The sequence below is a fragment of the Caballeronia novacaledonica genome (assembly GCF_900258035.1).
GTDB classification, from domain to species: Bacteria; Pseudomonadota; Gammaproteobacteria; order Burkholderiales; family Burkholderiaceae; genus Caballeronia; species Caballeronia novacaledonica.
Window position 1 is genome coordinate 96,847 of the sequence record NZ_OGTP01000002.1, and the last position, 24,084, is coordinate 120,930.

Consider the following 24,084-nt stretch of genomic DNA (forward strand, 5'->3'; position numbering starts at 1 on the left):
ACGACGTTAAAGCCGCGCGATGATCGCGCGGCTTTAACGTTCAGAGAAAGCGCGCGGCAAGCGGCTCGATGACCTTGTCGTAGGAAGTCTGCATCGAATCGAGGCAGTCTTCGCACGCGTCGATACGCGAGCGCATGCGGGCGCGCGCGAGACGGAACTGCATGACCATCGCTTCGCTTGCAATCGCCTGCGCGCTCGTCTGGATGTCGCTCGCGACGTTCACGCCATGCTTGTTCAGCCAGCCGAGATACTTCGACAGCAACTCGAAGTTCGAGCCGAGCTGACGCATCACGTTGAACGTGTACAAGTGATAGTACGCGGGATCGCGTTCGAGCAAGGCGCGCAAATGCTCGGGAAATGCCGCGCGCCATTGCGCGACCGGGTTCGTCGCGGGACGATCCGCGAGTCGCAGCGCGAGCAGTTCGACCGAGCGTTGCACCATTTCATCGCCGGACAGCGGAGCACGCGCGCGCTTCACGAACTCGACGTACGGAAAGAGCGCGTGCACGTCGCTCGCGAGGCCGGGCATCAGGCGGAACACGCCATCGTAGTCTTCGCCCGACAACGCGAAATAGCCCGCGTTATGGAAGTACGTGATGTGCTTCGCTTCGGTGTCGATGGCATCGATGGCGACGGTCGTCTTCGTATGCGTCTGCCGATACGCGGTCGCGCGCGTATCGGGCAGATAGTACGAATCCATTTCGACCACGACCATCTGCCCGCGACGCGTCTGCTCGCGCACGTGCGCTTCCAGCGTGTCGTAGATCGCGAGCTCCTGTGCCTGGAGGCCGTAGAGCCGCGATATATCGTCGAGCGAGTACTTCGGGAACGTGAACTGATCGCCCTCGAACGCCTGCGTCACCGTGAAGCCGAGCGCCGCATGCGGATCGCAGCCGTAGTGATGCAGCAGTTCGATCCACAGGTCGACGTAGCAGTTCGTCTCCAGCCACACGCGCTCTTCGCGATGCAGCGCGTGCTGCTGATACGCGCCATCCGCGGACGTGGAGGTGTCGATGACGGCTTCCGCCGGCGAGGGCGCGTTCATGCCGGGCTTCCCATGTTCGCGAGACCGTCTTCGATGAGCGGTGCCTTGTCGCCCCACAGCAACTGACGCACGTTCTCGGGCCACGCGTTGACATCGAGTCCGTGGTGACGGAAGAGCGCAAGAGTTGTGCGCTCCATGCCGAAGCCGACGCATGCGGTATGCGCGACCTGATCGTCCGCCTGGCGAATGTGCCAGAGCTCGCCGAAGTGATCCTGGTGATAGTTGAACGACAGGCACGCGGTCGGACGGTCGGGCGTCGCGACCGGCACGAGCAGTTCGAACTTGAGTTGCTGCGCGCGCTGGCTATCCGCGACGATCATGCCGCCGCGCCCGAAGAACGGATCGTTGGCGAGGTCGATCTCGAAGGGCAGTTCCAGCAGCTTCACGAGCAGCGAGCCGCGTTCGATCCACTTCTGACGGAACGCCATCACCTGCTCGGGGCTGCCGACGCGAATGTACTCGCGCATGCGGAACATCTGCATGCGGCCCGGATCGATGGACGGTTCGTGGCGGAAGCAGTACGAGAACGCATCGAAGATCGCGCCGTCTTCGGCGAGCTTGCCGCGCTTCGCGACGAGCGGATAGATCGGATAGCAGGCGGCCGGCGTGAGCACGAGGCGCGTGGGCTTCTGCTGATCCATCCATTCGTCGGAACGCTCTTCTTCCTCGCCGACATGCACGATCTTGTCGAGCGCTTCGAGCAGGCGATGATGCCCGCGGTCGTTGCCCTGGAACGAGTGAATCGTGCCCGCGAGATTCGGGAAGCTCTTCAGATACTCGCTGTCCTCGAAATCGCGGCGGCGCATCGCGGGCGGAAAGCGCAAGACTTCCGCGTGTTGATCCGCGCCGAGCATCGTGATCGCCTGATTGAGACGCTCGACGATATCTTCGAATACTTCGCTGCGGCCATAGAGACCATCTTCGCCCGTATCGAGCAGGATGCCCGCTTCGATCAGGCGATCGCGCAAGGTCAGATCCGATTTGTCGTACGGTGCCTGAGTCTCTTGTGATTGTGCTTGTGCTTCGGCCTGCATCATGGCGGCCTGTTCCGTCGGCATGTTCATATCGTCAAAGGGTTCCCGTTGCGGCGCGCTGTGCAAGCAGCAGATTCGCCGTGTTCAATTCGATGCGGTCGTTGCTGATCATGAGCGGCGCCGAGTGCAGATCGCGCAGATGGCGCCCCACGCTGAACGGCGTGTCGTTCTTATAGCCGGCCATGCCGCAGATCATCAGCGTTTCCTGCACGACATGCACGGCCGATTGCGAGATCGCCAGCTTGAGCATGTTGAGGTCGGCGTTGATGCCGATCGAAGCCGTGAGCGGCGCGTCGTCGTCATTGCTCTGGCTCGCCTTGCGCGCAGCACGTTCAGCCTGAGCCGATTCGACATTGGCGAGCGATTCGCGCAGACGTGCCTGCATCATCTTGATGAGCGTGAGCACCTGCGAGAGCCGCGCGGCCGAAGGCGGCAGCGCAGGCTTGCCGCGCGCCTGATTGCGGAAGAACTGATGCGCGCGGTTCGCGGCATCGCTCGCAATGCCGCACCATACCGACGACCACAAGGTATGCGACACGGGCAGCATGCTTTCGTCCGCGATGCGCGAGAACGGCGCGGGCAGAATCTGTTCGGCGATACCGCTCGCGACGAGCCGGTGTCCTTCACTGCAGGTTCCGCGCATGCCGAGCGTGTCCCATGTGCCGCGCTGTTCGAGCGTGAACGTATCGCGCGGCGCCACGATCAGCACCTGATCGGAAGGCGGCGCATCCGGATGACGGCGCGCCGTCACGAGAATGCAGTCCGAATACTTGCCGTACGAAATGGTCGGCGCGAGCTTCTCGATGCGAAATGCGTTATCGACGAGATCGACCGCGCATGCACTCGTACGCATGTTGCCGCCGATGTTCTCTTCCGATGTCGCCGATGCGAGCAGCAATTGCTCGCTCACCATGCGCGCGAGGAAGTCGCGCTGCCAGGCGACATTCGCACCATGATCGACGATGCACACGACCTGGCTCTGATGCATCGCATAGATCATCGCCGACGATGCGCAGCCTTGCGCCATGGCTTCGCACAAGCGCGCGATGCCGGTGAGCGAAAGGCCATCGCCGCCGTATATCGTCGGGATCATCGCGGAGAAGAGGCGCTCTTCCCGCATCGCAGCAACGGCTTCGGCGGGGAAGCGCGCTTCGCGATCGACCGCATCGGCGTGCTTTGCCGCGACGGCGGCCACGCGTTTCGCGGCTTCGATCAGTTCGCTTTCGCTGCGCGCGCCCGCACTCTGCGCGAGCTCGGCGATTTCAAGCTCCTGAGCGGGCGCGTTCATGCGGCCGCCTGTGAGCGGAGCAGTTCTTCGACGGCCGATGCGAGCGAATCGACGCTCGAGAAGAGACGGCGCGTGAGCATGTGATCGGGAATCTCGATGCCGAATTCGTCTTCGATCGCCAGCATCACGTGGACCGTGGCGAGCGAGGAAAGACCGGCGGCGTAGAGATCGTCGTTATCGGCAAGCGTGTCGATGGGCACGTCGAGACGAGCGGACTCGGCGAGGATGCGGCGCAATTCAGTTTTCATTGTCGGTGTTTTCCCTTGTACCCGGCCAGTGGTGCAATAAATCCGGATTGCGACGATGAGTTCTTATCGAAGGTCGCTAACTCCGGGGCAATTCGGCAGCGGTGTCGTGACGTCTCATGAAGAGCATCCACGAGCGCTCTCGCACGCGCTGTCTTGTGTGTTTGTTTGATCGTATTTAACGAATTTGCGGCCCTGCGCGTCCGTGCGATGGCGCACGGAGGGCCTCGATGATGAATCGCCGTTTTGTGCGATATCGAGCATGTCGCGATGCGATGCCATCATTCAAACTATCGCCAGTCACGCTTGGGCAAGGAACAGGTAACTCCTGCGCATGTCCAGACGTATATCCTGTAAGAACGATGCGCCTACGAAAGCTATTTGAAAATTTGTACGGGGAAGGTAATTGATACTGATCTCAATACTGCTGGTATTCGCTGCGCTGTTCGTCGTCTGGAAGAAACGGCGCGGCGCGATCCTGTTCGTTGCGGGTGTGGTGTTCTGGTTGCTCGGCAGTTTGCTTCCGGGCCCACTCGTGCGACTCGCGAACGATACATATGCGTCGATGAAAGACCCGAGCTTCGGCCCGCGCGTGGCGATCGTCGTGCTCGGCGGCGGGACATCGTACGATCGCTCGCGGCATCTCAAACCAAAGGGCGATGCAATGACGCGTATCGATCTCGCGGCGTCGCTTTATAAGCGCTGCATCGAGACGGAGAAGACGTGCTTCGTCGTTATGAGCGGAGGCAATCCGCAGCATCACGAGCAAAGCGAGGCGGAAGTGTATGGAAGCCTGCTACTCGATGCAGGCGTGGCGCGCAAGGATCTGATCCTCGAAACCCAGAGTCTCGACACTTATGAGAACGCGCGCAATACGGAGAAAATACTGCGTGCGCGGCAATACGATACGTCGGTGCTCATAACGTCGTCGCTTCACATGCGCCGCGCGATGCTCGCATTCGATGCGTTCAATTTGCATCCGCAGCCCGCGGTGGCGTATATCCGTCCTGAATTGACCTGGTGGCTGCCGCGTCGGAAAGGATGGTTCGATTCGAACAGCGCGTTGCATGAACTCGTCGGCATTGCGCGTTTTTATGTGTGGCGATGGATGGGTTGGTATTAGGAGCGGTCGCGGCTCGCTCCCGTCATTCGTTATAGTTGGGCGTAAATCACACGCATGTGTTTGTCGCCGCGCCGGTACTGTGGTCGCGGGCCCGCGAAAGTCGCTCCTGTCGCCGCCAAGTTTCTGATTTTCGAGAGACAGCAAAAATCCCATTCGTGTCCTGGTTTGATATGTTCTCCTTCGGTTTGAAAACATCTCAGGACGTCGTTGCCTGCCGTCGATTGTCCGACTGCGTGCGGTTCGACTACTCTTCGTAGGCCGTCGTAGTGGAATGAAAGTACCTTCTTGGAGTTGATCGCTTCAATCAAAAAATCGAGCATAGATAGTCTGCCTCATAACAGTCAAATAGGTGCCTTATTGCACATTTGCCAAGCATTTCTAACGGTGCTTGATTGACTGTTTTAAGCTTTCGTATCTAACGAAGCAAACCGAAAAATCCGAAAATCACCTGAAGCTAGATAGCATCTTTTAGATAACTTGAGGTTTTGCTGGGAGCAAACCTCGCGACGCATTGCGGCGTGCCCGTCACGACAATCCGCCCGCCATCCTCGCCCGCGCCCGGACCGATATCGATCACCCAATCGGAGAGCGAGGCGACGCGCATGTCGTGCTCCACGACGACAACCGTGTTGCCCGCATCGACAAGTCCCTGCAGTTGCGCCATCAGCCGGTCCACATCGGCGGGATGCAGGCCGGTGGTCGGTTCGTCGAGGATATAGAGCGTGTCGCCGCGATGCGCGCGCTGCAGTTCCGTCGCGAGCTTGATGCGCTGCGCTTCGCCGCCGGATAACTCCGTCGCGGGCTGTCCGAGCCGCAGATAACCGAGGCCGATGTCGCGCAGCACGGCGAGCGCACGCATCACGTTCGGTTCATCGGCGAAGAACTCGCATGCGGCATCGACGGTCATGGCGAGCACATCCGCGATGTTCTTGTCGCGCCAGGTGATCTCCAGAGTCTGCGGGTTGTAACGCGAGCCGTGACAGGTCGCGCACGACGTATAGACGCTCGGCAGAAACAGCAACTCGACGCTGACGAAGCCTTCGCCTTCGCACGTCGGGCAGCGTCCCTGCGCGACGTTGAACGAGAAACGGCCCGCGCCATAACGCCGCTTGCGTGCGGCGGGTGTATCGGCGAACAGCTTGCGCACGTGATCGAAAAGACCTGTGTAGGTTGCGAGGTTCGAGCGCGGCGTGCGGCCGATCGGCTTCTGATCGACGCGCACGAGACGGCGAATCGTCTCCATGCCTTCGACGATGCGTCCGCCAGCCGATGCGTCGGCCGGCGCGAAGAGCGGATCCTGTTCGTCTTCGTCGGCATCGTCGAGCGCACGGCCGAGCCGTTCCGAGACGAGTTCCGGCAGCGCCTGACTCACGAGGCTCGACTTGCCGGAACCCGAGATGCCGGTGACGGTCGTGAAGGCGCCGAGCGGAAACGCGGCGTCGATGCCATGCAGGTTGTTGCGCGTAATGCCTTCGAGCCGCAGCCAGCCGCGCGGGATGCGCGCGGCGCGTTCGATCGTCTCTCGCGGCGCGAAGAGATGCTTGCGCGTCTCGGACTCCTCGATCGATGCGAGGCCTTCGGGCGGTCCGCTATAAAGCACATGTCCGCCTCGTTCGCCCGCAGCCGGACCGACATCGACGAGCCAGTCCGCGCGTCGCATCGTATTCAGATCGTGCTCGATGACGAAGAGCGAATTGCCCGCGGCCTTCAGGCGCTGCAGCGCGGCGAAGAGCGCTTCGTTGTCGGCGGGATGCAGGCCCGCGGATGGTTCATCGAGCACGTACACGACGCCGAAGAGTTGCGAGGCGAGTTGTGTCGCGAGCCGCAGACGTTGCAGTTCTCCGGATGAGAGCGTCGGCGTCGCGCGATCGAGCGACAAATAGCCCAGACCCAGATCGATCAGCGTGGCGAGCCGCTCGAGCAAATCGGCGGCGATGCGCTCGGCGGCGGCGCGTTTCTCGTCGGAAAGATTGGCGGTACGTCGAATGTCGGGCGCGGCCTTGTGTGCCGATCCGCCGGCCGCCACGCGCTTCGCCGTCGCCGCGATCCGGTCTTTCTTCGCGAGCGCGGCGCTCGGCGCTTCGTCGTGAGCAGGCCAGTCTCCGCGTGCGATGGGCGCGAGCAGATCGGCGAGACGGCTCAGTGGAAGACGCGCGAACTCGGCGATGTCGAGCCCCGCGAACGTCACGGACAGCGCTTCTTTCTTGAGCCGCTTGCCGTGACACGTGTGGCAATCGCTGCCGACCATGAAGCGCGACACGCGCTTTTTCATCAGCGCGCTTTGCGTGTGCGCGAAGGTGTGCAGCACATAACGACGCGCGCCGGTGAAAGTGCCCTGGTAGCTCGGCTCGGCGCCACGCTTCAACGCGGCTTGCGTTTCCTTGGGCGTGAGGCCGGCATACACCGGAACCGTTGGCTGTTCCTGAGTGAAGAGAATCCAGTCGCGATCCTTCTTCGGCAAGTCGCGCCACGGTGTGTCGACGTCATAGCCGAGCGTGACGAGAATGTCGCGGAGATTCTGGCCGTGCCATGCCGGCGGCCACGCAGCGACGGCGCGCTCGCGGATCGTGAGCGAGTCGTCGGGCACCATCGACTTTTCGGTGACTTCGTAGACACGCCCGAGGCCGTGACACGCGGGACACGCACCCTGGACCGTGTTGGGCGAAAAATCTTCCGCGTAGAGCATCGGCTGCTTCGGCGGATAGCTGCCGGTGCGCGAATACAACATGCGCACGAGGCTCGACAGCGTCGTCACGCTGCCCACCGACGAACGCGCATTCGGCGCGCCGCGCTGCTGCTGGAGCGCGACGGCGGGAGGCAACCCTTCGATCGAATCCACCTGCGGCACGCCGACTTGTTCGATCAGCCGTCGCGCATACGGCGCCACCGATTCGAAATAGCGCCGCTGCGCCTCGGCGTAAAGCGTGCCGAATGCCAGCGACGATTTTCCCGAACCGGATACGCCGGTGAAGACGACGAGCGCATCGCGCGGCACGTCGACATCGACATTTTTCAGGTTGTGCTCGCGCGCGCCGCGAACGCGCACGAAACCTGCTCTCGAAGTGGAGGCGGCGTCGTTTTCGGCCGGCTTGCGGTTGGTTTTGCGGACATCCATGAGCAGGTTGGAATGGCTTGCCGCACGCGGCAACGGAAGTGGAAGGGTGCGCATGCAGCATGCCACATACCAAATGGCATTTTGCGTTAGGCATTTTGCATGCGAAATGCACGCCGACTTTTAGTGAACCTGATCGACGGGGGAAAAAATGAGGACAGCCAGATTGAGGCTTTTGATCGCGCTGACGGCCGGCGCGACGATAGGCGTGGCGGGCGCGGCGATGGCCCAGTCGGGCGGCGGCAATGGCAATGGCGGTTCAGGCGGCGGCAACGCCCACGGAGCGGCGACCGCCGGACCGACCGTCGGCGGCGAGAGCACGTCCGCGCCGGGCAGCACGCGCCAAGGCAGCTTTCACTCCAAGCACAAGTCAAAGCCCAAGCCCGCGACGACGACAACGCAATGACGCGACGCGCGCTGCGGATCAGGCCGCGGTGCTTTCCACGTCGATATCGTCGGTGCCGAGGCGGGAGAAAATGTCGCACACCGCGCGCATTTCCGCTTCGTCGCGAATGCTCACGATCACGCGCATGACGCCGCAAGACAGGTCTGCGTCGCCGCCGTCGGCGCCGAACGAGGGAAGAATGTCGTTGCTCGAAACGTCCATGCCGTACGGGTAATCATGCGTGTCGACGACGCCCAGATGCTCCCCGTGGCCCGCGTATTCCGCCGCGATCCACTGCGTCTGCGCGTTGTTGCTCTGCACCTGCGATGCGTGGAAGTCGGCGAATCCGCTCATGCTTGCCACGCGCACGCGATCGCCCGCGATGCCTTCCGCGCGCAAATCTTCGAGTGCTTCATCCAGCTTACGGGAGCCGTTGAACGCTCCGGTCACTTCACGCATCATTTGCTCGTCTCCTTGCCTGCCAACCACGATGCCGCGCCTCAGTATCGCCGCGAAATCGGCGAATGTGAATACGGATGTACACCGGCGTGCGCTTGATCAAAGTACGAGACGCGCGAGAGGCGCAAGGCGCGTGGTTTAGCGCATAGACACGCGCGGCGACAGGCCGGTGAACCGCTGTGATCAGGCTCGCGACTGCGCGAGGAGATGGCGAATCCAACGGATGCGGCATGGATTCGCGAGCCATGTTTCGGACGAACGGCGCCGGCGGCGAGCGATTCGGCCGCCCGGCCAGCGCAAATTCACTTCATGCGGTACTTGAACTTTACGCCGCAACAGCCGGTTTATCAACGCTTTGTTTTGGCCCTAATCGTATGATTCTGATGGGTTTTCCATCATGATCAGGGCGGCTCCGAATGCGTTTGGTCCGAGTCGGCTGTTGCTCGCTCATTAAAGCGAGTATTGCGTCTAGCTGCACGCGATGCGACGCCGCCCAGAGGTTAATAGTCATCGTACAAGCTGTGGCGCGCCCTATAATGGCCAATCGAGCATACAAAGATCGGTCTTTCAATGTCCCAAGCCCTCGCGTCCGGCGCGCTTCGCCGCTCCCGCAATCTCACCGAGGAAGTCGTCGCCGAGTTGTCGGAGCGGATTCGCAGCGGCGCGCTTCGACCGGGCGACAAGCTGCCGACGGAATCGGAAATCATGGCGCAACTCGGCGTGAGCCGCACGGTCGTGCGTGAATCCATCTCGCGGCTTCAGGCGGCGCGCCTCGTGCAGACGCGGCACGGCATCGGGACGTTCGTGCTCGAAGCCGGCGATCAGGACCGCTTTCAGCTCGAGGCCGCCGGCGATCTCACCGTGCGCGACGTGATGGCGATTCTCGAATTGCGCATCAGCCTCGAAGCGGAGGCCGCCGGTCTCGCCGCCATGCGCCGCACCGATGAAAATCTCGCGCAGATGCGCCGTGCGCTCGACGAGTTCGAGCGGCTCATCGAAGCGGGCGAGGGCAACGCCGTCGCCGCCGATGTCGCGTTTCATCTCGAACTCGCGAAGGCCACGGGCAACCGCTATTTTCATAGCATCCTGAGTCAGCTTGGCAATACGATCATCCCGCGCACGCGCGTCAACTCGGCGGCGCTCGCGCATAACGATCCGGCGGGCTATCTCGATCGCGTGAATCGCGAGCACGAGGATATCTACGATGCAATCGAGCGCCGCGATCCCGAAGCGGCGCGCGCGGCAATGCGCATGCATTTGTCGAACAGTCGCGAGAGGCTGCGGCGGGCGCAGGAAGCGTCGTCGAAGACGCAGGACGGGATTTGATAGTGGCCGGTTAATCGGCACTAGCGCGCTCGATGCATTGTCCAGCCACTGTCCATAACCAGCAATCTTAGTGAAAGAAAAGACAAACGTTTGCGCATTGCAAAGCATTTCTTAACGCTTGCTTAAGCCCTTGCGCAGCAATTGAGTTGCTGACACTTCGCACAGACTCACGCTAAGATCGCATCGACCCAAGCTGACAAATCTGCCAGCCACGCGTCAACCAAACCGCCACGTCGGGCGTTAGCTCACCAGGTCATCAGGTCGCTTCGTCGAACCCTGCCAATCGACCTTGAAGCGAATATCGATTGGTCATGAAAAGCAGTGTCGACAACGCGCATTCATTGCGCTGACAAGCCCTGCGTCTCTTTTCAATAAGCCTCATTCGAGGCTTATTTAAATTCCCTTGCTTATTCTTTACGAATTACCAAGGGCAGAAAGCTATTCGAATTATTACCAAATATTTCCGGCTTTGCCGGCGGGATTGTGGAGACCAGGCATTTGAAGATCCTACATAGCGAGTCCTCGAAGGGATGGGGCGGGCAGGAGATTCGCACGTTGAAAGAGATGGTCGCGCTACGGGATAGCGGCCATACCGTCGAACTGATTTGCCCGAGCGATGCACGCATCGGCCAGCATTGCGTCGAACTCGGGTTCGCCGTTCATCACGCGCGCATGCGCAGTGGCGGCGACATGCAATCGATGCTGCGTATCAAGGCGCTTTTGCGTCGCCGCGCATTCGACGTGCTCAATACGCATAGCGGTCACGACAGTCTCGTCGCGGGCACGGCGGGGAGACTGGCGGGCACGCCGCTCATCGTGCGCACGCGACATCTGGCATTGCCCATTTCCTCGCTTGCGACTTATAACTGGATTCCGCATCGAGTGATCGCGGTGAGTCATTACGTGCGCCGCTATCTGATTTCTGCGGGCGTCGCGGAGAAGCGCGTGCAGACGATCTACGACGGCATCGTCAAGCCTCAGGCCGTCCCCCCTTCGACCTTGCGTGCGGAACTCAATCTCGGACAGGACGCGTTCATCGCATGCATGGTCGCGATCATGCGCGACAAGAAAGGGCATGAGGATCTTATCGCCGCGGTGCGTCCGATGATCGACACGCATCCTAATCTGCACGTCGTAATGGCGGGCGACGGTCCACGTTTCGATAGCATCAAGGGCATCGTCGATAGCCTTGGGCTCGCCAATCGCATTCACTTGCTGGGCTTTCGCACCGACGTACCCAATATCTTTCGCGGTTCCGATCTATTCGTGCTGCCCACGCATCAGGAAGCGCTTGGACAGGCGTTTATCGAGGCGATGGCGGCGGGTCTGCCGGTGATCGGCACGCATGTCGATGGCGTGCCCGAACTCATCGAAGACAACGTGAACGGACTGCTCGTGCCGCCGCACGATCCGGTTGCATTGCGTGGAGCGATCGCACGCTTGATCGGCGATCCTGCCTTACGGCAGCGCCTCACGAACGAAGGCCGGCGCATTACCGAACGGGGCTTCACGGTGGGCCACATGGCGGACGAAACGGCGCACTTTTATCGACGCGCATTGCACGAGCGAGGCCATCGCAGATGAGCGCAAAGCAGGCGCGGGCCGTTCCCGTGTTGATGTATCACCACGTCAGCACGTCGCCCGGCATGATCACCGTGACGCCCGATAACTTCGCCGCGCAAATGGACTACCTTGCACGCGCAGGTTATCGCACGATCAGCGCGGCGCAGCTCGCCGCTTTTCTGAATGGCGAGGACGTGCCTGCGAAATCCATCGTCATAACTTTCGATGATGGTTATCTCGACAACTGGGTGCATGCTCATCCGGTATTGAAACGCCACGGCTTTACAGCGCTTTGCTTTCTCGTAAGCAGTTGGCCCGGCGAAGGGAGCGTGCGTCCGAATGCTTCGAATGGAACTTCAAGCCTTCCGCGTTTGCTCGATCATCACGCGGGTGAGAAAGCTATAGAGAATGGAAGCGCCGACGATGTGATCTTGCGCTGGTCCGAAATCGAAGCGATGCGCGAAGCCGGCACGTTCGAGTTTCATAGCCATACGCATACGCATGTGCGCTGGGATCGGGTCACGGCGTCGTCCGGCGAGAAACGCAAGAGCCTTCAAGACGATCTGAGCGCCGCGCGTGCCGCATTGCGCGCGCGTCTCGGCGAGGTGTCGGATCATCTTTGCTGGCCGCAAGGCTATTACGATGACGACTATCGCGAAGTCGCGCTGAAAGCGGGTTTCAGGCACTTCTATACGTGTCATACGGGGACGAATGTCGGGGCGAACCCGTTCGATCGCAACGCATCCAGCGAGGCCGAACGCACGATCAAGCGACTGGAAGTACGCGACCGTCCGGCCTCGTGGCTGGCGTCGCGCTTATGGGTGCATACGCGGCCCGCGATCAGCCGCGCCTATCTGAGGATCAAGCGCTGATTCAACTTTGATGCGTGCGCACGAAAGCGGCGATCGCATCGTTCACTTCATTCGTCGCATCGCGATGCGGCGAGTGCCGGCATTGCGTCAGCTTGACGAGTTGCGCGTGATCGACTGCCGACTTGATCTTGTCGAGTTGCAACATCGATGCGTATTCGTCGTCATAACCTTGAATCACGAGCAACGGCTGCCTGATCGACGTTATCTCTTCGGTGATGTCCCAATGCAAGAACGCGGGATTCAGCCACGCATCGTTCCATCCGTAGAAGGCTGAATCCACATCGTCGTGATAGGCACGCAGCTTGTCTTTGAACGATGTCGTTTCATAGGTGATGCGGGCTTTCTCGATGCCTTCCACTGTCATCGGTTCGACAAAAACGTGCGGCGCCATGATGGCGAGACCGGCGAGCGCTTCGGGAAACGCGCTCGCATAAAGCAGGGCGATCGTGCCGCCATCGCTATGTCCGATGAGCCACATGCGCGAGCGTTCTTCGGCGCCGATTCCAAGTGCATCGAGCAAGGCAGGCAAAACGTCGTGCGCCTGCCTGTGCAGAAACTCGACCGGCCATTGTTCGCCGGGCCGGCGTGGCGTGGAGCGCCCATAACCCGGCCTCGAATACACGAGTCCGCGGCAATTCAGGCGATCGCAAAGCATTTGCGGCCAGTCCTTCCATAACGCGATCGAGCCCAGACCTTCATGCAGGAACAAGGCGATGGGCGCATCGGCCTGTTCGGCATTCAGCCACTGATATTCGATGCGCACCGGATAAGCGCCGCCGTTCAATCCGATGAAGCGCGTCGTGTCGATGCTTGCTGCTGGGTCGGTCATGTGCGTGGGAAGACTGAGCTCGGAACGCCCAAGAGATTATCAGACGCCACGCGTGCAGCTAAATCCGATCGCCGGCCACGCGGATCATAACGTCATATTTTTTTCTCTGGACGCCGCTGAACTTTTTCTGCGAAAGTTATTCGTAAGGAATTCGCTGCACTGCAACGAGAAGTGAATGTGGCCCTTTTGTGAATCCTGGGGCGTCGGCATCGGTGGCGCGCCAGTTATGGAGAGAACTGCATGAATCGACCCAAACGAATGCTATTGGAAAATATTGCATGGGCACGCGAAACTGCGCACGCCGATGCGCAATTCTTTCCGCGTCTCGCGCAAGGACAAAGCCCGAAGGTATTGTGGATCGGCTGTGCGGATAGCCGCGTGCCCGCCGAAACGGTGACGAACGCCAATCCTGGCGATCTCTTCGTTCATCGCAACATCGCAAACCTGTTCTCTCCATCCGATGACAACACGATGAGCGTGCTGGAATACGCGGTTCGCGTGCTGAAAGTCGATCACGTGATCGTATGCGGCCATTACGGATGCGGCGGCGTGCGCGCTTCGCTCCTGCCGCAATCGAGCGACTTGCCGCACGTCAATCGCCGGATCGCGCCGTTGTGTGCATTGGGCGAACGGCATCGAAACGAACTGGATTCATTCTCCGAACTCGATGCGCGCGCGAACCGCCTCGCCGAACTGAACGTGCTCGAACAAGTGCGTCTCTTGCGCGAGCACGCAATCGTTTGCGAGCGGGATGATCCGCCACGCGTTCACGGCTGGATCTTCGGTCTTCATGACGGCCTCATCGAGGTTCTCGCTTCCGGTTACGAGGAAGCGGGCGAAGAACCGGACGTTGCACGCGCACAGGTCACATCGTTGCGGGCCGCTTAAGTCCGTTTCTTCCAGCCTATTGCCTGATGATGCGGTGCCGCTTTCGCGACACGCGCAGGCCCCAACTCGTTCGAAGAAAAATCATGAACTCTCGTAACCGTTTCGCCAATTTCCCGCGCGATATGTTCGCGGGCACTGTCGTGTTTCTGGTCGCGATGCCGCTATGCCTCGGCATCGCCAATGCATCCGGCGTCGAGCCATTCGCCGGGCTGCTGTCGGGCATCATCGGCGGACTCGTGGTCGCGTTGCTGAGCGGCTCGCACTTGAGCGTGAGCGGTCCGGCGGCGGGCCTGATCGTGATCGTCGTCGATGGCATCGCCGGGCTCGGCAGCTTCTCCGCATTTCTCCTTGCCGTGTTGCTATCGGGCGCGATCCAGTTTGGCTTCGGCATGTTGAAAGCGGGGCGCTTCGCGGCTTACGTGCCTTCGTCGGTCATCAAGGGCATGCTCGCCGCGATCGGTCTTCTGCTCGTCATCAAGCAGATTCCTCTCGCTGCCGGTTTCGCCAATGCAGGCGCGCCGGCCGCGAACGGCCCCGGCATGCTCGGCACGCCGTTCGGTCCGATATCGACGGCAGCGTGCATCGTGGCCGTCGTATCGCTCGCGATGCTCGCAGGCTGGGAAACGCGCGCGATGCGCCGCTTCGCGCTCGTGCGCGCCGTGCCCGCACCGCTCGCGGTGGTGGCGTTCGGCATCGGCGCCACCTTGTTGCTCGACGTGTTCGCGCCGGGTTTCGCACCGCCCGCGCAACATCGCGTCGCGTTGCCGTCGCTCGAATCGTTCGCGGCATTCACGCATGCACTCGCATTGCCGAACTTCTCGCAGTTCGTGAATCCCGACGTATGGCGGCTCGCTTTCACGCTTGCAATCGTCGCGAGTCTCGAAACGCTCCTGAGTCTCGAAGCCGTCGAGCAACTCGATCCGAAGAAGCGCGCGGCCCATCCCGATCGCGAATTGAAAGCGCAAGGCATCGGCAACATGATGGCCGGCGCCATCGGCGCGCTGCCGATCACCTCGGTCATCGTGCGCAGCTCCGCGAACGTGCATGCGGGCGCGCAGAGCCGCTGGTCATCGTTCGTGCATGGCGCGCTGCTGCTCGTGAGCGTGTTTGCGCTGACGAGCGTGATCAACCTGATTCCGCTCGCCTGTCTCGCGGCGATCCTGATCTTCACGGGTTTGAAGCTCGCCCGGCCATCGTTGTTCGCGGCGGTCGCGAAGCAGGGCATCGAACGCTTTGCGCCATTCATCGCGACGATTGCCGGCGTGTTGCTCACCGACCTGTTGATGGGCATTCTGCTCGGTATCGCCTGCAGTCTCTTGCTCGCGATCCGTGCGAATCTCAAACGTCCGATCACGATGACGCAGCACGACGATCATTATCTGGTCTCGTTTCGCAAGGACGTTTCGTTTCTCGGCAAGGTCGCGCTGAAGCATCATCTGCGCACCATTCCGGATGACGCGACGGTTATCTTCGATGCATCGCGAGCGGATTATGTCGATCTCGATGTGCGCGAGGAAATCGACAAGTTCATTGCGGCTGCGCCTTCGCGCGGCATGCATGTCGAATGCAGGAAATTGCCGCCTGCCGGATCGACGCGCGGAAGATGGCCCCGATTGAGCAGGCAAGCAATGATTTCCGAGTAAGCGATCAACCCGGCGTCGATGGCGTGAGTTGCGCATAGACATCATGCGCGAGTTCGAGCATCACCTTGCGATCGATGCCGCCGGATATCGCATAACCGAAATCGCCATCGATCCAGTAGAACACGTTCACGGGTCCGTCCTGATAGAGCTTGAACGCAGTGGTGTTCGTGCTCGTCTTGCGCTGCGAGATGCAGAGCGTCACGCGTTCGCCTTTCGCGCCGCGATACATGAACTGCGCGGTGGGACCGTTCTCGCCGGGGAGAATGCGCCCTCCCATCAACTCGAAGCCGCTCTTGGTGAGCAGTGGCGGATGCACATCGGTGCCGAGCTTGTTCGACAGATACCGGACGAAGTCCTGATCGCGGTCCTTGCCGATATCGTCGGGACGATCGACCGCAGGCATGTACACGACATGCGCGATCGCGGCCTGACGCGCCATGCCTTCCATGCCTTCGGCGCTCACATCGCGCGTATTCGATGTATTCGATGTAGTCGATGCAATCGTGCCCGGCAGCGATACGGAATCGCGTCCCATGTTCGTGCCGATGCCAATGCCGATGCCCATCACCAGAGCGGCCGCCATGCCCGCGAATTGCGGCCAGTTCGCCGCGCTGAACCAGCGCGGCTGCTTCAACGTGCGCAAGCGCGCGGGAACGGGTTCGTTGAGCACACGATCGAAGCGCTCATGGAACATGTTGTTGAGCGAGAAGTAGTCGCTGACGCGCGCGGCCAGCGCGGGATTCAGTTCGATGGCGCGCTCGACCTGTTCGCGGCGCTCGGCCGAAAGCGCACCGTCGACGTACGCGTGCAGATCTTCTTCGCTGATCGGAGTCTGTTGGTCGTTCATCGCACCACCTTCAACTTCGCATTGGGTTGCGCGCCGGCCATGAGCGCGCGCAGGCGTTCGCGCCCGCGCGACAGGCGCGACATCACGGTGCCGATCGGCACATCGAGCGCGGTCGCCACTTCCGCATAGCTCATTTCTTCGAGCCCGATGAGAAGAACGACTTCACGCTGCTCGGCGGGCAGGCGCTGCAAAGCATAGTCGAGGTCGCGCACTTCGAGCGAGCGCATCTGAGCGCCGGGCGTCGCGAACTCGCGCTCGTTCAAGTCGTCATCGTCGACGGAAACATGAATTGCACGCGCCGACGCCTTGCGCACCTGATTCACGAATACGTTATGCATGAGGGTGAAAAGCCATGCGCGCAGATCGGTGCCCGCTTCGAATTTTTTCGCGCGCGCCAAGGCCCGCTCGATCGTGTCTTGCACCAGATCGTCGGCGAGATCCCGATTGTTCTGCAGCGCGCGCGCATAGCGACGCAGTCTCGGGACGTGCTCCATCAAGTCGTCGCGGATGTCCATTGCGTTATCCGTCGTCTATCGCATGACGCGGGCAATCGCCGCCGCGCCTCTCGATATCGTGAACAAGGCAGTTTGCATTTTATTCCGGCTCTCGCATGTTCATCGTCAACGCGTCGGCGGCGCGCATGACGCCATGCGTATTCGCGCGGCCCGCGAGCACATAGCGCTTGCCGCCAACCGTCCACGTCAGCAGGCGGAGTTCGCCGACGCGCCGCGCGCTCCAGTGCGGCGCGTCGCTCGCGAATGGCGCGGACGCGATGAGAAGAACGACACTTTCGCCGTCCATGTTGCGGTAATCGAGTTCATCGATATGCACGAACGTGCCGCCGCGCCGCGTCCGGGCCGCGATCAATTCGAGGCCGACCGGCGTGAGTTCGATGAAGTGCGGATCGTGCGACACGAGCGGCCGCACGTTCGTGCCGCGCTCGCTCGATGTCTCCATCAATGCCATCACGGCGGCGGCATCGAGCATATCGGCGGAAACGTGTGTTGCGGCGCACCAGCCCGCGACCGCCATCGCGATGCACACGCCGATGAAAGCGTAGCGCATCGCGCGTCCCGTTCGCGAGCGATTGCGCGTGATTTCATGCGATGCGGCGTGATTGGATGCCCGCTGCACGGGCCGATTTAATTGCTCATATCGGCCGATGCGCGTCATCTTTGCGGACGACAGCACGCCGTCTGCAAAGGCTCGAATGTCTCGTTCGGTAAGCGGCTCGTCCATGATGGTGCATCGAATTTTCAGGGCTCTCGATGCGCTAACCTTCCGGACGAGCGTTTTATTCCACAACCGCCCTCGAAATTTTTAGTTTTTATGACACGATCGAAAACGAGAATCCGTCCCAGCCCTTGCTGCCGACCGTCTGAATGGCCGTGGTAGAAACATTCGCGTCCTTCGCCAGCATATCCAGAAACGCTCGCACGCCGATCACGTCCGGGTCGCGGCTTTGGGCGTCCGCAACGCGGCCCTCGCGAATCACGTTGTCCGCGACGATCACGGTTCCCGGCCGGCTCAGACGCAGCACGAGGCGCAGATAGGCGGGATAACTTTGCTTGTCGGCATCGAGAAAGATGAAATCGAAAGGCGGAATGCTATCGCGAACGAACGCTTCGAGCGTATCGACGGCATCGCCCACGATGATCGACACGACGCTCGACAAACCCGCGCGTTCGATATTCTTGCGCGCCACACTCGCATGATGTTCGACGGCTTCGAGCGTAAGCAGCGTGCCATCCTCGGGCAAGGCTCGCGCGAGCCAGATCGTGCTGTATCCGCCGAGCGTGCCGAGTTCGAGAATGCGGCGCGCGCCGCGCAAACGAGCGAGCATCTGAAGCAGCTTGCCCTGATTCGGGGCCACGGCGATCGCGGGCAGTCCCGCTTCCGCGCTGGACTTCAGCGCCGCTTCGAGCGCTTCGTCGGGCGTTTGCGTTCGGTCGCAGAGGTATTCGTCCATCGCAATCCATTGCTGCTCGTCCATTGCATCTCCCGTTCGTTGCGGTGATCGCGCTAACGACACCATACAACACGAATGCCCGCGCAGACAAAGCGCGTTAGCGCGATAAACGATTTAGATAACCTCGCAAACCGATTGCAATCGAGTTGACATGTTCGCGATGTATCACGCGAGCGTCTTGACGATGCCCGTCGAATCGCGGCGCAGTTCATGCCCGAGTTGATCGACCGTCAATCGGATCGCATCGATCAATGCACGTGCCGCCGGCGACGGCGTGCCGCCCGCGCGCATCGTAAGTCCGATTTCACGCCGCGTGTTTTGCAGAGGAATGTCCATCACCACGAGCTGGCCCGATTCGCATTCGTAGTGCAATTGCTGCGCGGAAACGGCGGCGAGCATATCCGTGTGCATCAGGAGACCGCGAATGACCGCGAGGTCGGCTGTCTCGACGGTCGGCATCGGCGGCTTCAGCTTCGCGCGCCTGAATTGCGCCTCGAACATGCCGCGCGCGGGCGCCTGACTGCGCGGCAAGATCCATTGCGCGGCGATCAGATTCTTGAGCGTCAGACCGCTTTCATTTGCGAGCGGATGCCCGCGACGCGCGAGGACGACGATATCCTCCGACATCATGCGCTCGTTGACGAGACCGCTCGACGCATCGTTCTGACGCAGTGCGCCGAGCACGAAATCGATATCGCCCGCGCGCAGGCCCGCCACGAGCGTTTCATAGGCGCTTTCGTCGGTCACGATGCGCACGCCCGGATACTGCGCGGCCACGCGTGCGATCGCACCCGGCAGGATCAGCGTTCGGCCGAGCGGCAGCGCGCCGACCGTCACATAACCCTGAATCGTGCCCTGCAAGGCCGCGAGATCATCGGGAATGTGGCGTAGTTCGTTCAGCGCGCGGCGCACGTGCAGAACGAAGGTTTCGCCTTCGCTCGTGAGCAGCAGTCCGCGCGGACTGCGATAGAAGAGCTGCATGCCCGCGCCCGTTTCCATGATGCGGATCGCGCTGCTGACGGCCGGCTGACTGAGGCCCAAAGTCTGCGCCGCGCTCGGCATATGACGATGCCGCGCGAGCGCCGAGAACAATTGCAGCCGCCGCGTGTTGAGCAGAAAGGCGGGAAGCGTGCCGCCCGTAGCGGTTCGGCGGCGCGATTGCCGCGTCGCGCACCATTGCGCCAGTTCTTCCAGTTCCGCGAAGATGCGCTGACACCGCAACAGCACGGCGCGCCCTGCGGGAGTGGGCAACATGCCTGACGGACGGCGCTCCAGCAAGGTTTCGCCGACCGCCGCTTCGAGTTCCTGCAGCGAACGCGTGACGGCCGATTGCGCACGGAATAGCGCGGCGGCGGCGCGCGTGGCGCTGCCCGTCTGCGCAACGAGACGGAACGCGCGCAAGTACGCGAGGTTGAGCAGTTCGCGATTGTCCATGAGCGAAAGGAATTTGATGCCATCAGTTTGATTTATCGCATCGTAACGCCTTCTGAAGCACGCGCTCCGTTTCCGCTAATTGTCCACGCCGATCATGACGTCATGAGTGAAACGACAGGAGAGCGAAGCCGCGCTGTCGATTGCTATCGCGCGCACGCGTGAAAGCAATGCGCGTTTGACCGTGCTGAATGTGATGGAGTCGGTGCCGTAATGGGCGGGCTGGGGAATCAGCCCGCGCTCGTGATTCGCCGCACCAGCGAGAAGATGCTTGCGCGCGCGGGTATCGAAGCGGACTGGCAAACGCGTACGCTGCCCGAAGACGGCGCTTGCCTCGACGCGGATCTCATCGTGCTCGGTGTGAGAGAGCCGGGACGCTTCAACTGGCAGGCGCGCGTGATCAGTTTGCGTGATGCGGACTTGCTCGCGCATCACGCCTGATTCCGTGCGAATCAGACGTCGAGAATCCTGAAGCGTCGCAGTGCGTCGATTTGCGTCTGAAGATTGCGTGCACGATTCTCGCGACATAAAGCTTGCGCCGACGACGCATCGCCTTGCCGCAATGCCTCGACGATCGCATGCAGGTCGCGTGCTTGCGATTCGTCGGGATCGATGAGCCGCAGCGTCAATTCGCGCACGCGGCGCACCTGATCCGAGCATTCGCCGACGATCTGCGTGAGTCGCGGGTTATCGCTCATTTCGACGAGCCGCGCATAGAACGCTTCTCGCGCAGCCGACCATGCTTCGCGATCATGCTTCGCGAACGCGCGATCCATATCCGTGCACGCTTTTTCGAGCACTTTCAGTTCTCTTGCGCCGGGCTTGCGCGCGGCGACTGTCGCGGCTGCGGTCGCTTCCAGACTCGTCTGCACCTGAAAGACTTCTTCGATATCCGCCATCGACACATTGCGCACACGCACGCCGTGCCGCGGAATGATCTGCACGAGATGCTCGTTCTGCAGACGGATGAGCGCTTCGCGCACCGGCGTACGGCTCACGCCGAACAACTGTACAAGTTCCTGTTCGAGCATCTGCGTGCCGGGGCGCAGTGCGTTGCTGAGAATCTTGTCGCGCAGCGCGAGATAGACCGTGTCGGTCGATTTCTCGCGCGGTTTGCTGATCGCGTCGGCGGTTCGGGCTGAAGCCATGATGGGCATTCCGAAAACGTTGCCGTCGATGCACGGACGATATATCCACCGGGCCACATGCCGGTGGACGGAATGCACACATTATATGAAAAGAATGTCGGCGTATCGCTCAACGTATACGTTAGCGCATGGCGGAAAGGAGCCGCGCGATCGGGAGAGGATCGATTACTTATCCCAGACTTCTTCGGGCAGCGGCAAGCCCGCGAGGTCATCCGCCGTCAAGGGACGATCGATCGTCGCGCCCTCGCTTTCCAGCATCAGCATGACTTGTCGCGTGTGTTGCGCGCTATGCCAGGCGGTGCGTTCGAGCACTTCATGCATCGAGCGGCGGCCGTAATACGTCGGCACGTCATACGAGAGCGAGCGGTCGGATTCATGCTTCCACCAGTCGAGCAGCTTCTCCCGGACGCTTTCGCCCCAGCGCGCGATATCTTCCGCTTGCCATTCGCCGGGCGGCTGATCGTCGAAGCCTTCGAAGCGCAGTTCGATTTGATGCGCGGCCTGAACGCCCATTTCAGCCACGCGAAACACATGGAATGTCAAACCGGCTGGCGTGCGATTTCGATTGCGAAATGGCGTGCGAAAGTAATCGGCGCCGAATTGCCGCGTGTAACGCGCATTCGATTCGAGCACATGCGCGAGCTTGCTGACGAGTTCGGCGGGTGGCAAGGGCGGAGTCGGCGTGGTCTTGAGATCGAGAAAGCGGATCACGTCGTTGATCGACTGGCATAGCGTGTACTTCGATCCCAACGCGACCACGGGCACGCTGCGCGCACCGAGCGCCGTGAGCGCGGCGAGGCCTTCGGGATCGTTGTGCACATCGATGGATTCGAACTCGATGCCCTGACGCGTGAGAAACTCCTTCGTGCGCAGGCACGACGAACATCCCGGTTGCCAGAACACGCGGATCCGGGTTGCGGCGATGGCTTCCTGCATGACGGTTCCTTTCGCGAGTGCCTGATTCAAGGCATTTTCCGCGCGCTGCCGTGCATGGCAAAGCGATGCTTCGTCATGCCGTCATCGTCGTCTGCGATGGCAAGCGTTCTTTCAGTACACTGCGGACGTGTCCAACAAGCGAGGCCGCGTCCATGCAGCCTATCGATCCGCTTTCGCTGAGACTGTTTCTCACCGTCGTCGATGCAGGCACGATCGCCGCAGCCGCGCAGCGCGAACACATCGCGGCGGCGGCGGTGAGCAGACGCATCAGCGAGATCGAAACCCTGTTCGGCGTGCCGCTATTGCGCCGCACGAATAAAGGCGTCGAGCCGACCGAAGCGGGCGAACGGCTCGCGGCGCTCGCGCATCGTGCATTGCATCAATTCGACGATATCGCAATCCAGATGCGCGACTTCGCAAGCGGCACGAGCGGCATCGTGCGCATTGCGGCGAACATCTCGTCGATCGTTCAGTTCCTGCCGCGCGATATTCAATCGTTTGCGGCGCGTCATCCGAACGTGCGCATCGTGCTCGAAGAAAAGCCGAGCGCGCAAGTGGTGCGCGCAGTCGCCGACAATGCCGCGGATATCGGCGTTTTCACTTCCGTTCCTCATGGTTATGCGATTCACGCGATGCCTTATCGCACCGATAACCTCGTGCTCGCGGCACCGCCGGAACATGCACTGGCGCGAGTGCAATCGCTCGCATTCGCCGACGCGCTCGATGAAGAGTTCGTCGCATTACCCGCCGATACCGCGATCAGCCAGTGCCTCACGCGTGCGGCGAACGAACTCGGACGCTCGGTGCGCGTGCGCATTCAGGTGTCGAGCTATGACGCGCAATGTCTGATGATCGAAGCGGGATTGGGGCTCGGCGTGATGCCCGAGGCAGTGGCGAAGCAACACGCGCTCGCTGTCGTCGCATTGACCGATGCATGGGCCGCGCGCGAACTGCTCATCGGCGTGCGTTCTCTCGATGCGTTGCTCGAGGCGTGCCGCAAGCTCGTCGCGCATCTCACCGACGTTTGACGCGGTGTTACCATCGGCGCAGGACGGAGATTCCATCAGGAGTTCAAGCATGGCCGCGTCTCGCATCATCGCCACGCCGAAGGTCTTATCGAACGACAAAGCCGCCGAAAGCGCGAAGCCTGCGAGACGCAACACGACCGAACTCGCCTATCGCGAACTACGCCGAAGGATCATCGAAAGCGAGCTGACGCCGGGCTCGTATCTGCTCGAACAAGAACTGGGGCTGATGCTCGGCTTCAGCCGCACGCCGATCCGCGAAGCGGCGCTGCGTCTGCAAGGCGAAGGTCTCGTGCAGATCGTGCCGCGCCACGGCATCCATATCGTGCCGACGTCCATCTCCGATATCAAACACATCTATGAAGTGCTCATCAGCCTGGAATCGACGGCGGCGGGCATCGTCGCGACAAGAAAAGATGTGGAGCTCGCGCCGCTCGTTCAGGCATGCGAGACGATGACGCTCGCGCTCGAACGTGGCGACATGTTTGCGTGGGCCGCGGCGGACGAGGTCTTTCATGAGACGCTCATTGCGTTGAGCGGCAATGCGCGGCTTCATGGCATCGTCATGAATTGCCGCGATCAGGTGCATCGCGTAAGACGCTTCACGCAGATGGTGAAGGCGCATCCGCAGCCGTCGAAGTCGATACAGGAGCATTACGACATCATCGATGCAATGCGCTGCGGCGATGCAGCGAAAGCAAGCGATCTTTATCGCGCTCATCGCGAGCGCGGCTGGCGCGACCAGACGGCCGTGCTGCAGCAATACGGCATTCAGCAAGCCTGAAACAAGCGATGTGCCCGCTCCGACGAGGGTATGTACGCCCTCGACCAATCTGGACTTTCACCGATTTAATGCATACATTAACTTGCACGGTTATTCGATAAGACCGTGCAAGCGATGCCATTCGTGCGCAGC

24 protein-coding genes are annotated in these 24,084 nt (G+C 61.2%); 9 read left to right on the plus strand and 15 right to left on the minus strand.

The window, feature by feature from the left end:
* Window positions 1–40: 40 nt before the first annotated feature.
* Genes NOV72_RS04260 through NOV72_RS04275 form a run of 4 tightly spaced genes read right to left on the minus strand, consistent with a single transcriptional unit; the run spans window position 41 to window position 3,615 of the window.
* Window positions 41–1,045, minus strand: a complete 1,005-nt coding sequence (locus NOV72_RS04260) for a DUF1839 family protein (protein ID WP_106853366.1) — start codon at window positions 1,043–1,045, stop codon at window positions 41–43.
* Entirely contained in the window at window positions 1,042–2,109 is a 1,068-nt protein-coding gene (locus NOV72_RS04265; protein WP_106853367.1) for an amino acid--[acyl-carrier-protein] ligase, read from the minus strand. Before NOV72_RS04265 ends, NOV72_RS04260 begins: the two co-directional genes overlap by 4 nt.
* 4 nt (window positions 2,110–2,113) lie before the next feature.
* Complete coding sequence (locus NOV72_RS04270) at window positions 2,114–3,367, minus strand: acyl-CoA dehydrogenase family protein (protein WP_106853368.1); 1,254 nt, start codon at window positions 3,365–3,367, stop codon at window positions 2,114–2,116.
* A complete protein-coding gene (locus NOV72_RS04275; protein WP_106853369.1) occupies window positions 3,364–3,615 on the minus strand; it encodes an acyl carrier protein in 252 nt (83 codons plus the stop codon). Before NOV72_RS04275 ends, NOV72_RS04270 begins: the two co-directional genes overlap by 4 nt.
* Before the next feature lie 403 nt (window positions 3,616–4,018).
* Here NOV72_RS04275 and NOV72_RS04280 point away from each other — a divergent pair, with 403 nt between their 5' ends.
* Complete coding sequence (locus NOV72_RS04280) at window positions 4,019–4,735, plus strand: YdcF family protein (RefSeq protein WP_106853370.1); 717 nt, start codon at window positions 4,019–4,021, stop codon at window positions 4,733–4,735.
* Window positions 4,736–5,189: 454 nt separating this feature from the next.
* Here the strand turns inward: NOV72_RS04280 and NOV72_RS04290 are convergent, their stop codons facing one another.
* The 3 genes from NOV72_RS04290 to NOV72_RS04300 form a co-directional block, all read right to left on the minus strand.
* Window positions 5,190–7,850, minus strand: a complete 2,661-nt coding sequence (locus tag NOV72_RS04290; protein ID WP_106853372.1) for an excinuclease ABC subunit UvrA — start codon at window positions 7,848–7,850, stop codon at window positions 5,190–5,192.
* A 120-nt stretch (window positions 7,851–7,970) separates the two neighbouring features.
* Entirely contained in the window at window positions 7,971–8,186 is a 216-nt protein-coding gene (locus NOV72_RS33095; protein WP_216858854.1) for a hypothetical protein, read from the minus strand.
* 85 nt (window positions 8,187–8,271) lie between these two features.
* Window positions 8,272–8,694 (minus strand): hypothetical protein, encoded by a 423-nt coding sequence (locus NOV72_RS04300; RefSeq protein ID WP_106853374.1) that lies wholly within the window; start codon window positions 8,692–8,694, stop codon window positions 8,272–8,274.
* Window positions 8,695–9,261: 567 nt separating this feature from the next.
* Between NOV72_RS04300 and NOV72_RS04305 the strand changes: the two genes are divergently transcribed.
* From NOV72_RS04305 to NOV72_RS04315, 3 genes are all read left to right on the plus strand, one after another.
* A complete protein-coding gene (locus tag NOV72_RS04305; protein WP_106853375.1) occupies window positions 9,262–10,017 on the plus strand; it encodes a FadR/GntR family transcriptional regulator in 756 nt (251 codons plus the stop codon).
* Between the two features lie 498 nt (window positions 10,018–10,515).
* A complete protein-coding gene (locus NOV72_RS04310) occupies window positions 10,516–11,601 on the plus strand; it encodes a glycosyltransferase (RefSeq protein WP_106853376.1) in 1,086 nt (361 codons plus the stop codon).
* The gene (locus NOV72_RS04315) at window positions 11,598–12,452 is read left to right on the plus strand and encodes a polysaccharide deacetylase family protein (protein WP_106853377.1); all 855 of its coding nucleotides are present in this window, start codon (window positions 11,598–11,600) and stop codon (window positions 12,450–12,452) included. Before NOV72_RS04310 ends, NOV72_RS04315 begins: the two co-directional genes overlap by 4 nt.
* A gap of 1 nt (window position 12,453) precedes the next feature.
* Here NOV72_RS04315 and NOV72_RS04320 read toward each other — a convergent pair whose 3' ends face one another.
* Window positions 12,454–13,281 (minus strand): alpha/beta fold hydrolase, encoded by an 828-nt coding sequence (locus NOV72_RS04320; protein ID WP_106853378.1) that lies wholly within the window; start codon window positions 13,279–13,281, stop codon window positions 12,454–12,456.
* 240 nt (window positions 13,282–13,521) lie between these two features.
* Here NOV72_RS04320 and NOV72_RS04325 point away from each other — a divergent pair, with 240 nt between their 5' ends.
* Window positions 13,522–14,169, plus strand: coding sequence for a carbonic anhydrase (locus NOV72_RS04325; protein ID WP_106853379.1), 648 nt, complete (start codon window positions 13,522–13,524; stop codon window positions 14,167–14,169).
* An 83-nt stretch (window positions 14,170–14,252) separates the two neighbouring features.
* Window positions 14,253–15,812 carry a SulP family inorganic anion transporter gene (locus NOV72_RS04330; protein ID WP_106853380.1) on the plus strand — a complete coding sequence of 520 codons (1,560 nt, stop codon included), beginning with the start codon at window positions 14,253–14,255 and terminating at the stop codon, window positions 15,810–15,812.
* A 4-nt stretch (window positions 15,813–15,816) separates the two neighbouring features.
* On the opposite strand, the gene NOV72_RS04335 is transcribed toward NOV72_RS04330, so the two are convergent.
* From NOV72_RS04335 to NOV72_RS04355, 5 genes are all read right to left on the minus strand, one after another.
* Window positions 15,817–16,659 carry an anti-sigma factor family protein gene (locus NOV72_RS04335; protein WP_106853381.1) on the minus strand — a complete coding sequence of 281 codons (843 nt, stop codon included), beginning with the start codon at window positions 16,657–16,659 and terminating at the stop codon, window positions 15,817–15,819.
* The gene (locus NOV72_RS04340) at window positions 16,656–17,174 is read right to left on the minus strand and encodes an RNA polymerase sigma factor (protein ID WP_106853382.1); all 519 of its coding nucleotides are present in this window, start codon (window positions 17,172–17,174) and stop codon (window positions 16,656–16,658) included. Before NOV72_RS04340 ends, NOV72_RS04335 begins: the two co-directional genes overlap by 4 nt.
* A 79-nt stretch (window positions 17,175–17,253) precedes the next feature.
* Window positions 17,254–17,724 carry an anti-sigma factor gene (locus NOV72_RS04345; RefSeq protein WP_245932891.1) on the minus strand — a complete coding sequence of 157 codons (471 nt, stop codon included), beginning with the start codon at window positions 17,722–17,724 and terminating at the stop codon, window positions 17,254–17,256.
* A gap of 262 nt (window positions 17,725–17,986) precedes the next feature.
* Window positions 17,987–18,652 (minus strand): O-methyltransferase, encoded by a 666-nt coding sequence (locus tag NOV72_RS04350; protein WP_106853384.1) that lies wholly within the window; start codon window positions 18,650–18,652, stop codon window positions 17,987–17,989.
* Window positions 18,653–18,793: 141 nt separating this feature from the next.
* A complete protein-coding gene (locus NOV72_RS04355) occupies window positions 18,794–20,062 on the minus strand; it encodes a LysR family transcriptional regulator (protein WP_106853385.1) in 1,269 nt (422 codons plus the stop codon).
* A gap of 210 nt (window positions 20,063–20,272) precedes the next feature.
* Between NOV72_RS04355 and NOV72_RS04360 the strand changes: the two genes are divergently transcribed.
* Entirely contained in the window at window positions 20,273–20,500 is a 228-nt protein-coding gene (locus NOV72_RS04360; protein ID WP_245932892.1) for a hypothetical protein, read from the plus strand.
* A gap of 11 nt (window positions 20,501–20,511) precedes the next feature.
* Here NOV72_RS04360 and NOV72_RS04365 read toward each other — a convergent pair whose 3' ends face one another.
* Together NOV72_RS04365 and NOV72_RS04370 are read right to left on the minus strand one after the other, a co-directional pair.
* Window positions 20,512–21,207 (minus strand): GntR family transcriptional regulator, encoded by a 696-nt coding sequence (locus tag NOV72_RS04365; protein WP_245932893.1) that lies wholly within the window; start codon window positions 21,205–21,207, stop codon window positions 20,512–20,514.
* Between the two features lie 165 nt (window positions 21,208–21,372).
* Window positions 21,373–22,173 carry a glutaredoxin domain-containing protein gene (locus NOV72_RS04370; RefSeq protein ID WP_245932894.1) on the minus strand — a complete coding sequence of 267 codons (801 nt, stop codon included), beginning with the start codon at window positions 22,171–22,173 and terminating at the stop codon, window positions 21,373–21,375.
* Window positions 22,174–22,295: 122 nt separating this feature from the next.
* Between NOV72_RS04370 and NOV72_RS04375 the strand changes: the two genes are divergently transcribed.
* Together NOV72_RS04375 and NOV72_RS04380 are read left to right on the plus strand one after the other, a co-directional pair.
* Window positions 22,296–23,171 carry a LysR family transcriptional regulator gene (locus NOV72_RS04375; RefSeq protein WP_106853683.1) on the plus strand — a complete coding sequence of 292 codons (876 nt, stop codon included), beginning with the start codon at window positions 22,296–22,298 and terminating at the stop codon, window positions 23,169–23,171.
* 49 nt (window positions 23,172–23,220) lie between these two features.
* Entirely contained in the window at window positions 23,221–23,952 is a 732-nt protein-coding gene (locus NOV72_RS04380; RefSeq protein WP_106853386.1) for a GntR family transcriptional regulator, read from the plus strand.
* The last annotated feature ends 132 nt before the right edge of the window (window positions 23,953–24,084 follow it).

Coding starts and splice junctions, on each gene's coding strand:
- NOV72_RS04360 (WP_245932892.1), top strand. CDS start 20,273: ATGGGCGGGCTGGGGAATCAGCCCGCGCTCGTGATTCGCCGCACCAGC.
- NOV72_RS04335 (WP_106853381.1), bottom strand. CDS start 16,659: ATGAACGACCAACAGACTCCGATCAGCGAAGAAGATCTGCACGCGTAC.
- NOV72_RS04320 (WP_106853378.1), bottom strand. CDS start 13,281: ATGACCGACCCAGCAGCAAGCATCGACACGACGCGCTTCATCGGATTG.
- NOV72_RS04355 (WP_106853385.1), bottom strand. CDS start 20,062: ATGGACAATCGCGAACTGCTCAACCTCGCGTACTTGCGCGCGTTCCGT.
- NOV72_RS04265 (WP_106853367.1), bottom strand. CDS start 2,109: ATGAACATGCCGACGGAACAGGCCGCCATGATGCAGGCCGAAGCACAA.
- NOV72_RS04305 (WP_106853375.1), top strand. CDS start 9,262: ATGTCCCAAGCCCTCGCGTCCGGCGCGCTTCGCCGCTCCCGCAATCTC.
- NOV72_RS04345 (WP_245932891.1), bottom strand. CDS start 17,724: ATGCGCTACGCTTTCATCGGCGTGTGCATCGCGATGGCGGTCGCGGGC.
- NOV72_RS04260 (WP_106853366.1), bottom strand. CDS start 1,045: ATGAACGCGCCCTCGCCGGCGGAAGCCGTCATCGACACCTCCACGTCC.
- NOV72_RS04340 (WP_106853382.1), bottom strand. CDS start 17,174: ATGGACATCCGCGACGACTTGATGGAGCACGTCCCGAGACTGCGTCGC.
- NOV72_RS04330 (WP_106853380.1), top strand. CDS start 14,253: ATGAACTCTCGTAACCGTTTCGCCAATTTCCCGCGCGATATGTTCGCG.
- NOV72_RS04270 (WP_106853368.1), bottom strand. CDS start 3,367: ATGAACGCGCCCGCTCAGGAGCTTGAAATCGCCGAGCTCGCGCAGAGT.
- NOV72_RS04375 (WP_106853683.1), top strand. CDS start 22,296: ATGCAGCCTATCGATCCGCTTTCGCTGAGACTGTTTCTCACCGTCGTC.
- NOV72_RS04275 (WP_106853369.1), bottom strand. CDS start 3,615: ATGAAAACTGAATTGCGCCGCATCCTCGCCGAGTCCGCTCGTCTCGAC.
- NOV72_RS04365 (WP_245932893.1), bottom strand. CDS start 21,207: ATGGCTTCAGCCCGAACCGCCGACGCGATCAGCAAACCGCGCGAGAAA.
- NOV72_RS04380 (WP_106853386.1), top strand. CDS start 23,221: ATGGCCGCGTCTCGCATCATCGCCACGCCGAAGGTCTTATCGAACGAC.
- NOV72_RS04300 (WP_106853374.1), bottom strand. CDS start 8,694: ATGATGCGTGAAGTGACCGGAGCGTTCAACGGCTCCCGTAAGCTGGAT.
- NOV72_RS04350 (WP_106853384.1), bottom strand. CDS start 18,652: ATGGACGAGCAGCAATGGATTGCGATGGACGAATACCTCTGCGACCGA.
- NOV72_RS04290 (WP_106853372.1), bottom strand. CDS start 7,850: ATGGATGTCCGCAAAACCAACCGCAAGCCGGCCGAAAACGACGCCGCC.
- NOV72_RS04315 (WP_106853377.1), top strand. CDS start 11,598: ATGAGCGCAAAGCAGGCGCGGGCCGTTCCCGTGTTGATGTATCACCAC.
- NOV72_RS04325 (WP_106853379.1), top strand. CDS start 13,522: ATGAATCGACCCAAACGAATGCTATTGGAAAATATTGCATGGGCACGC.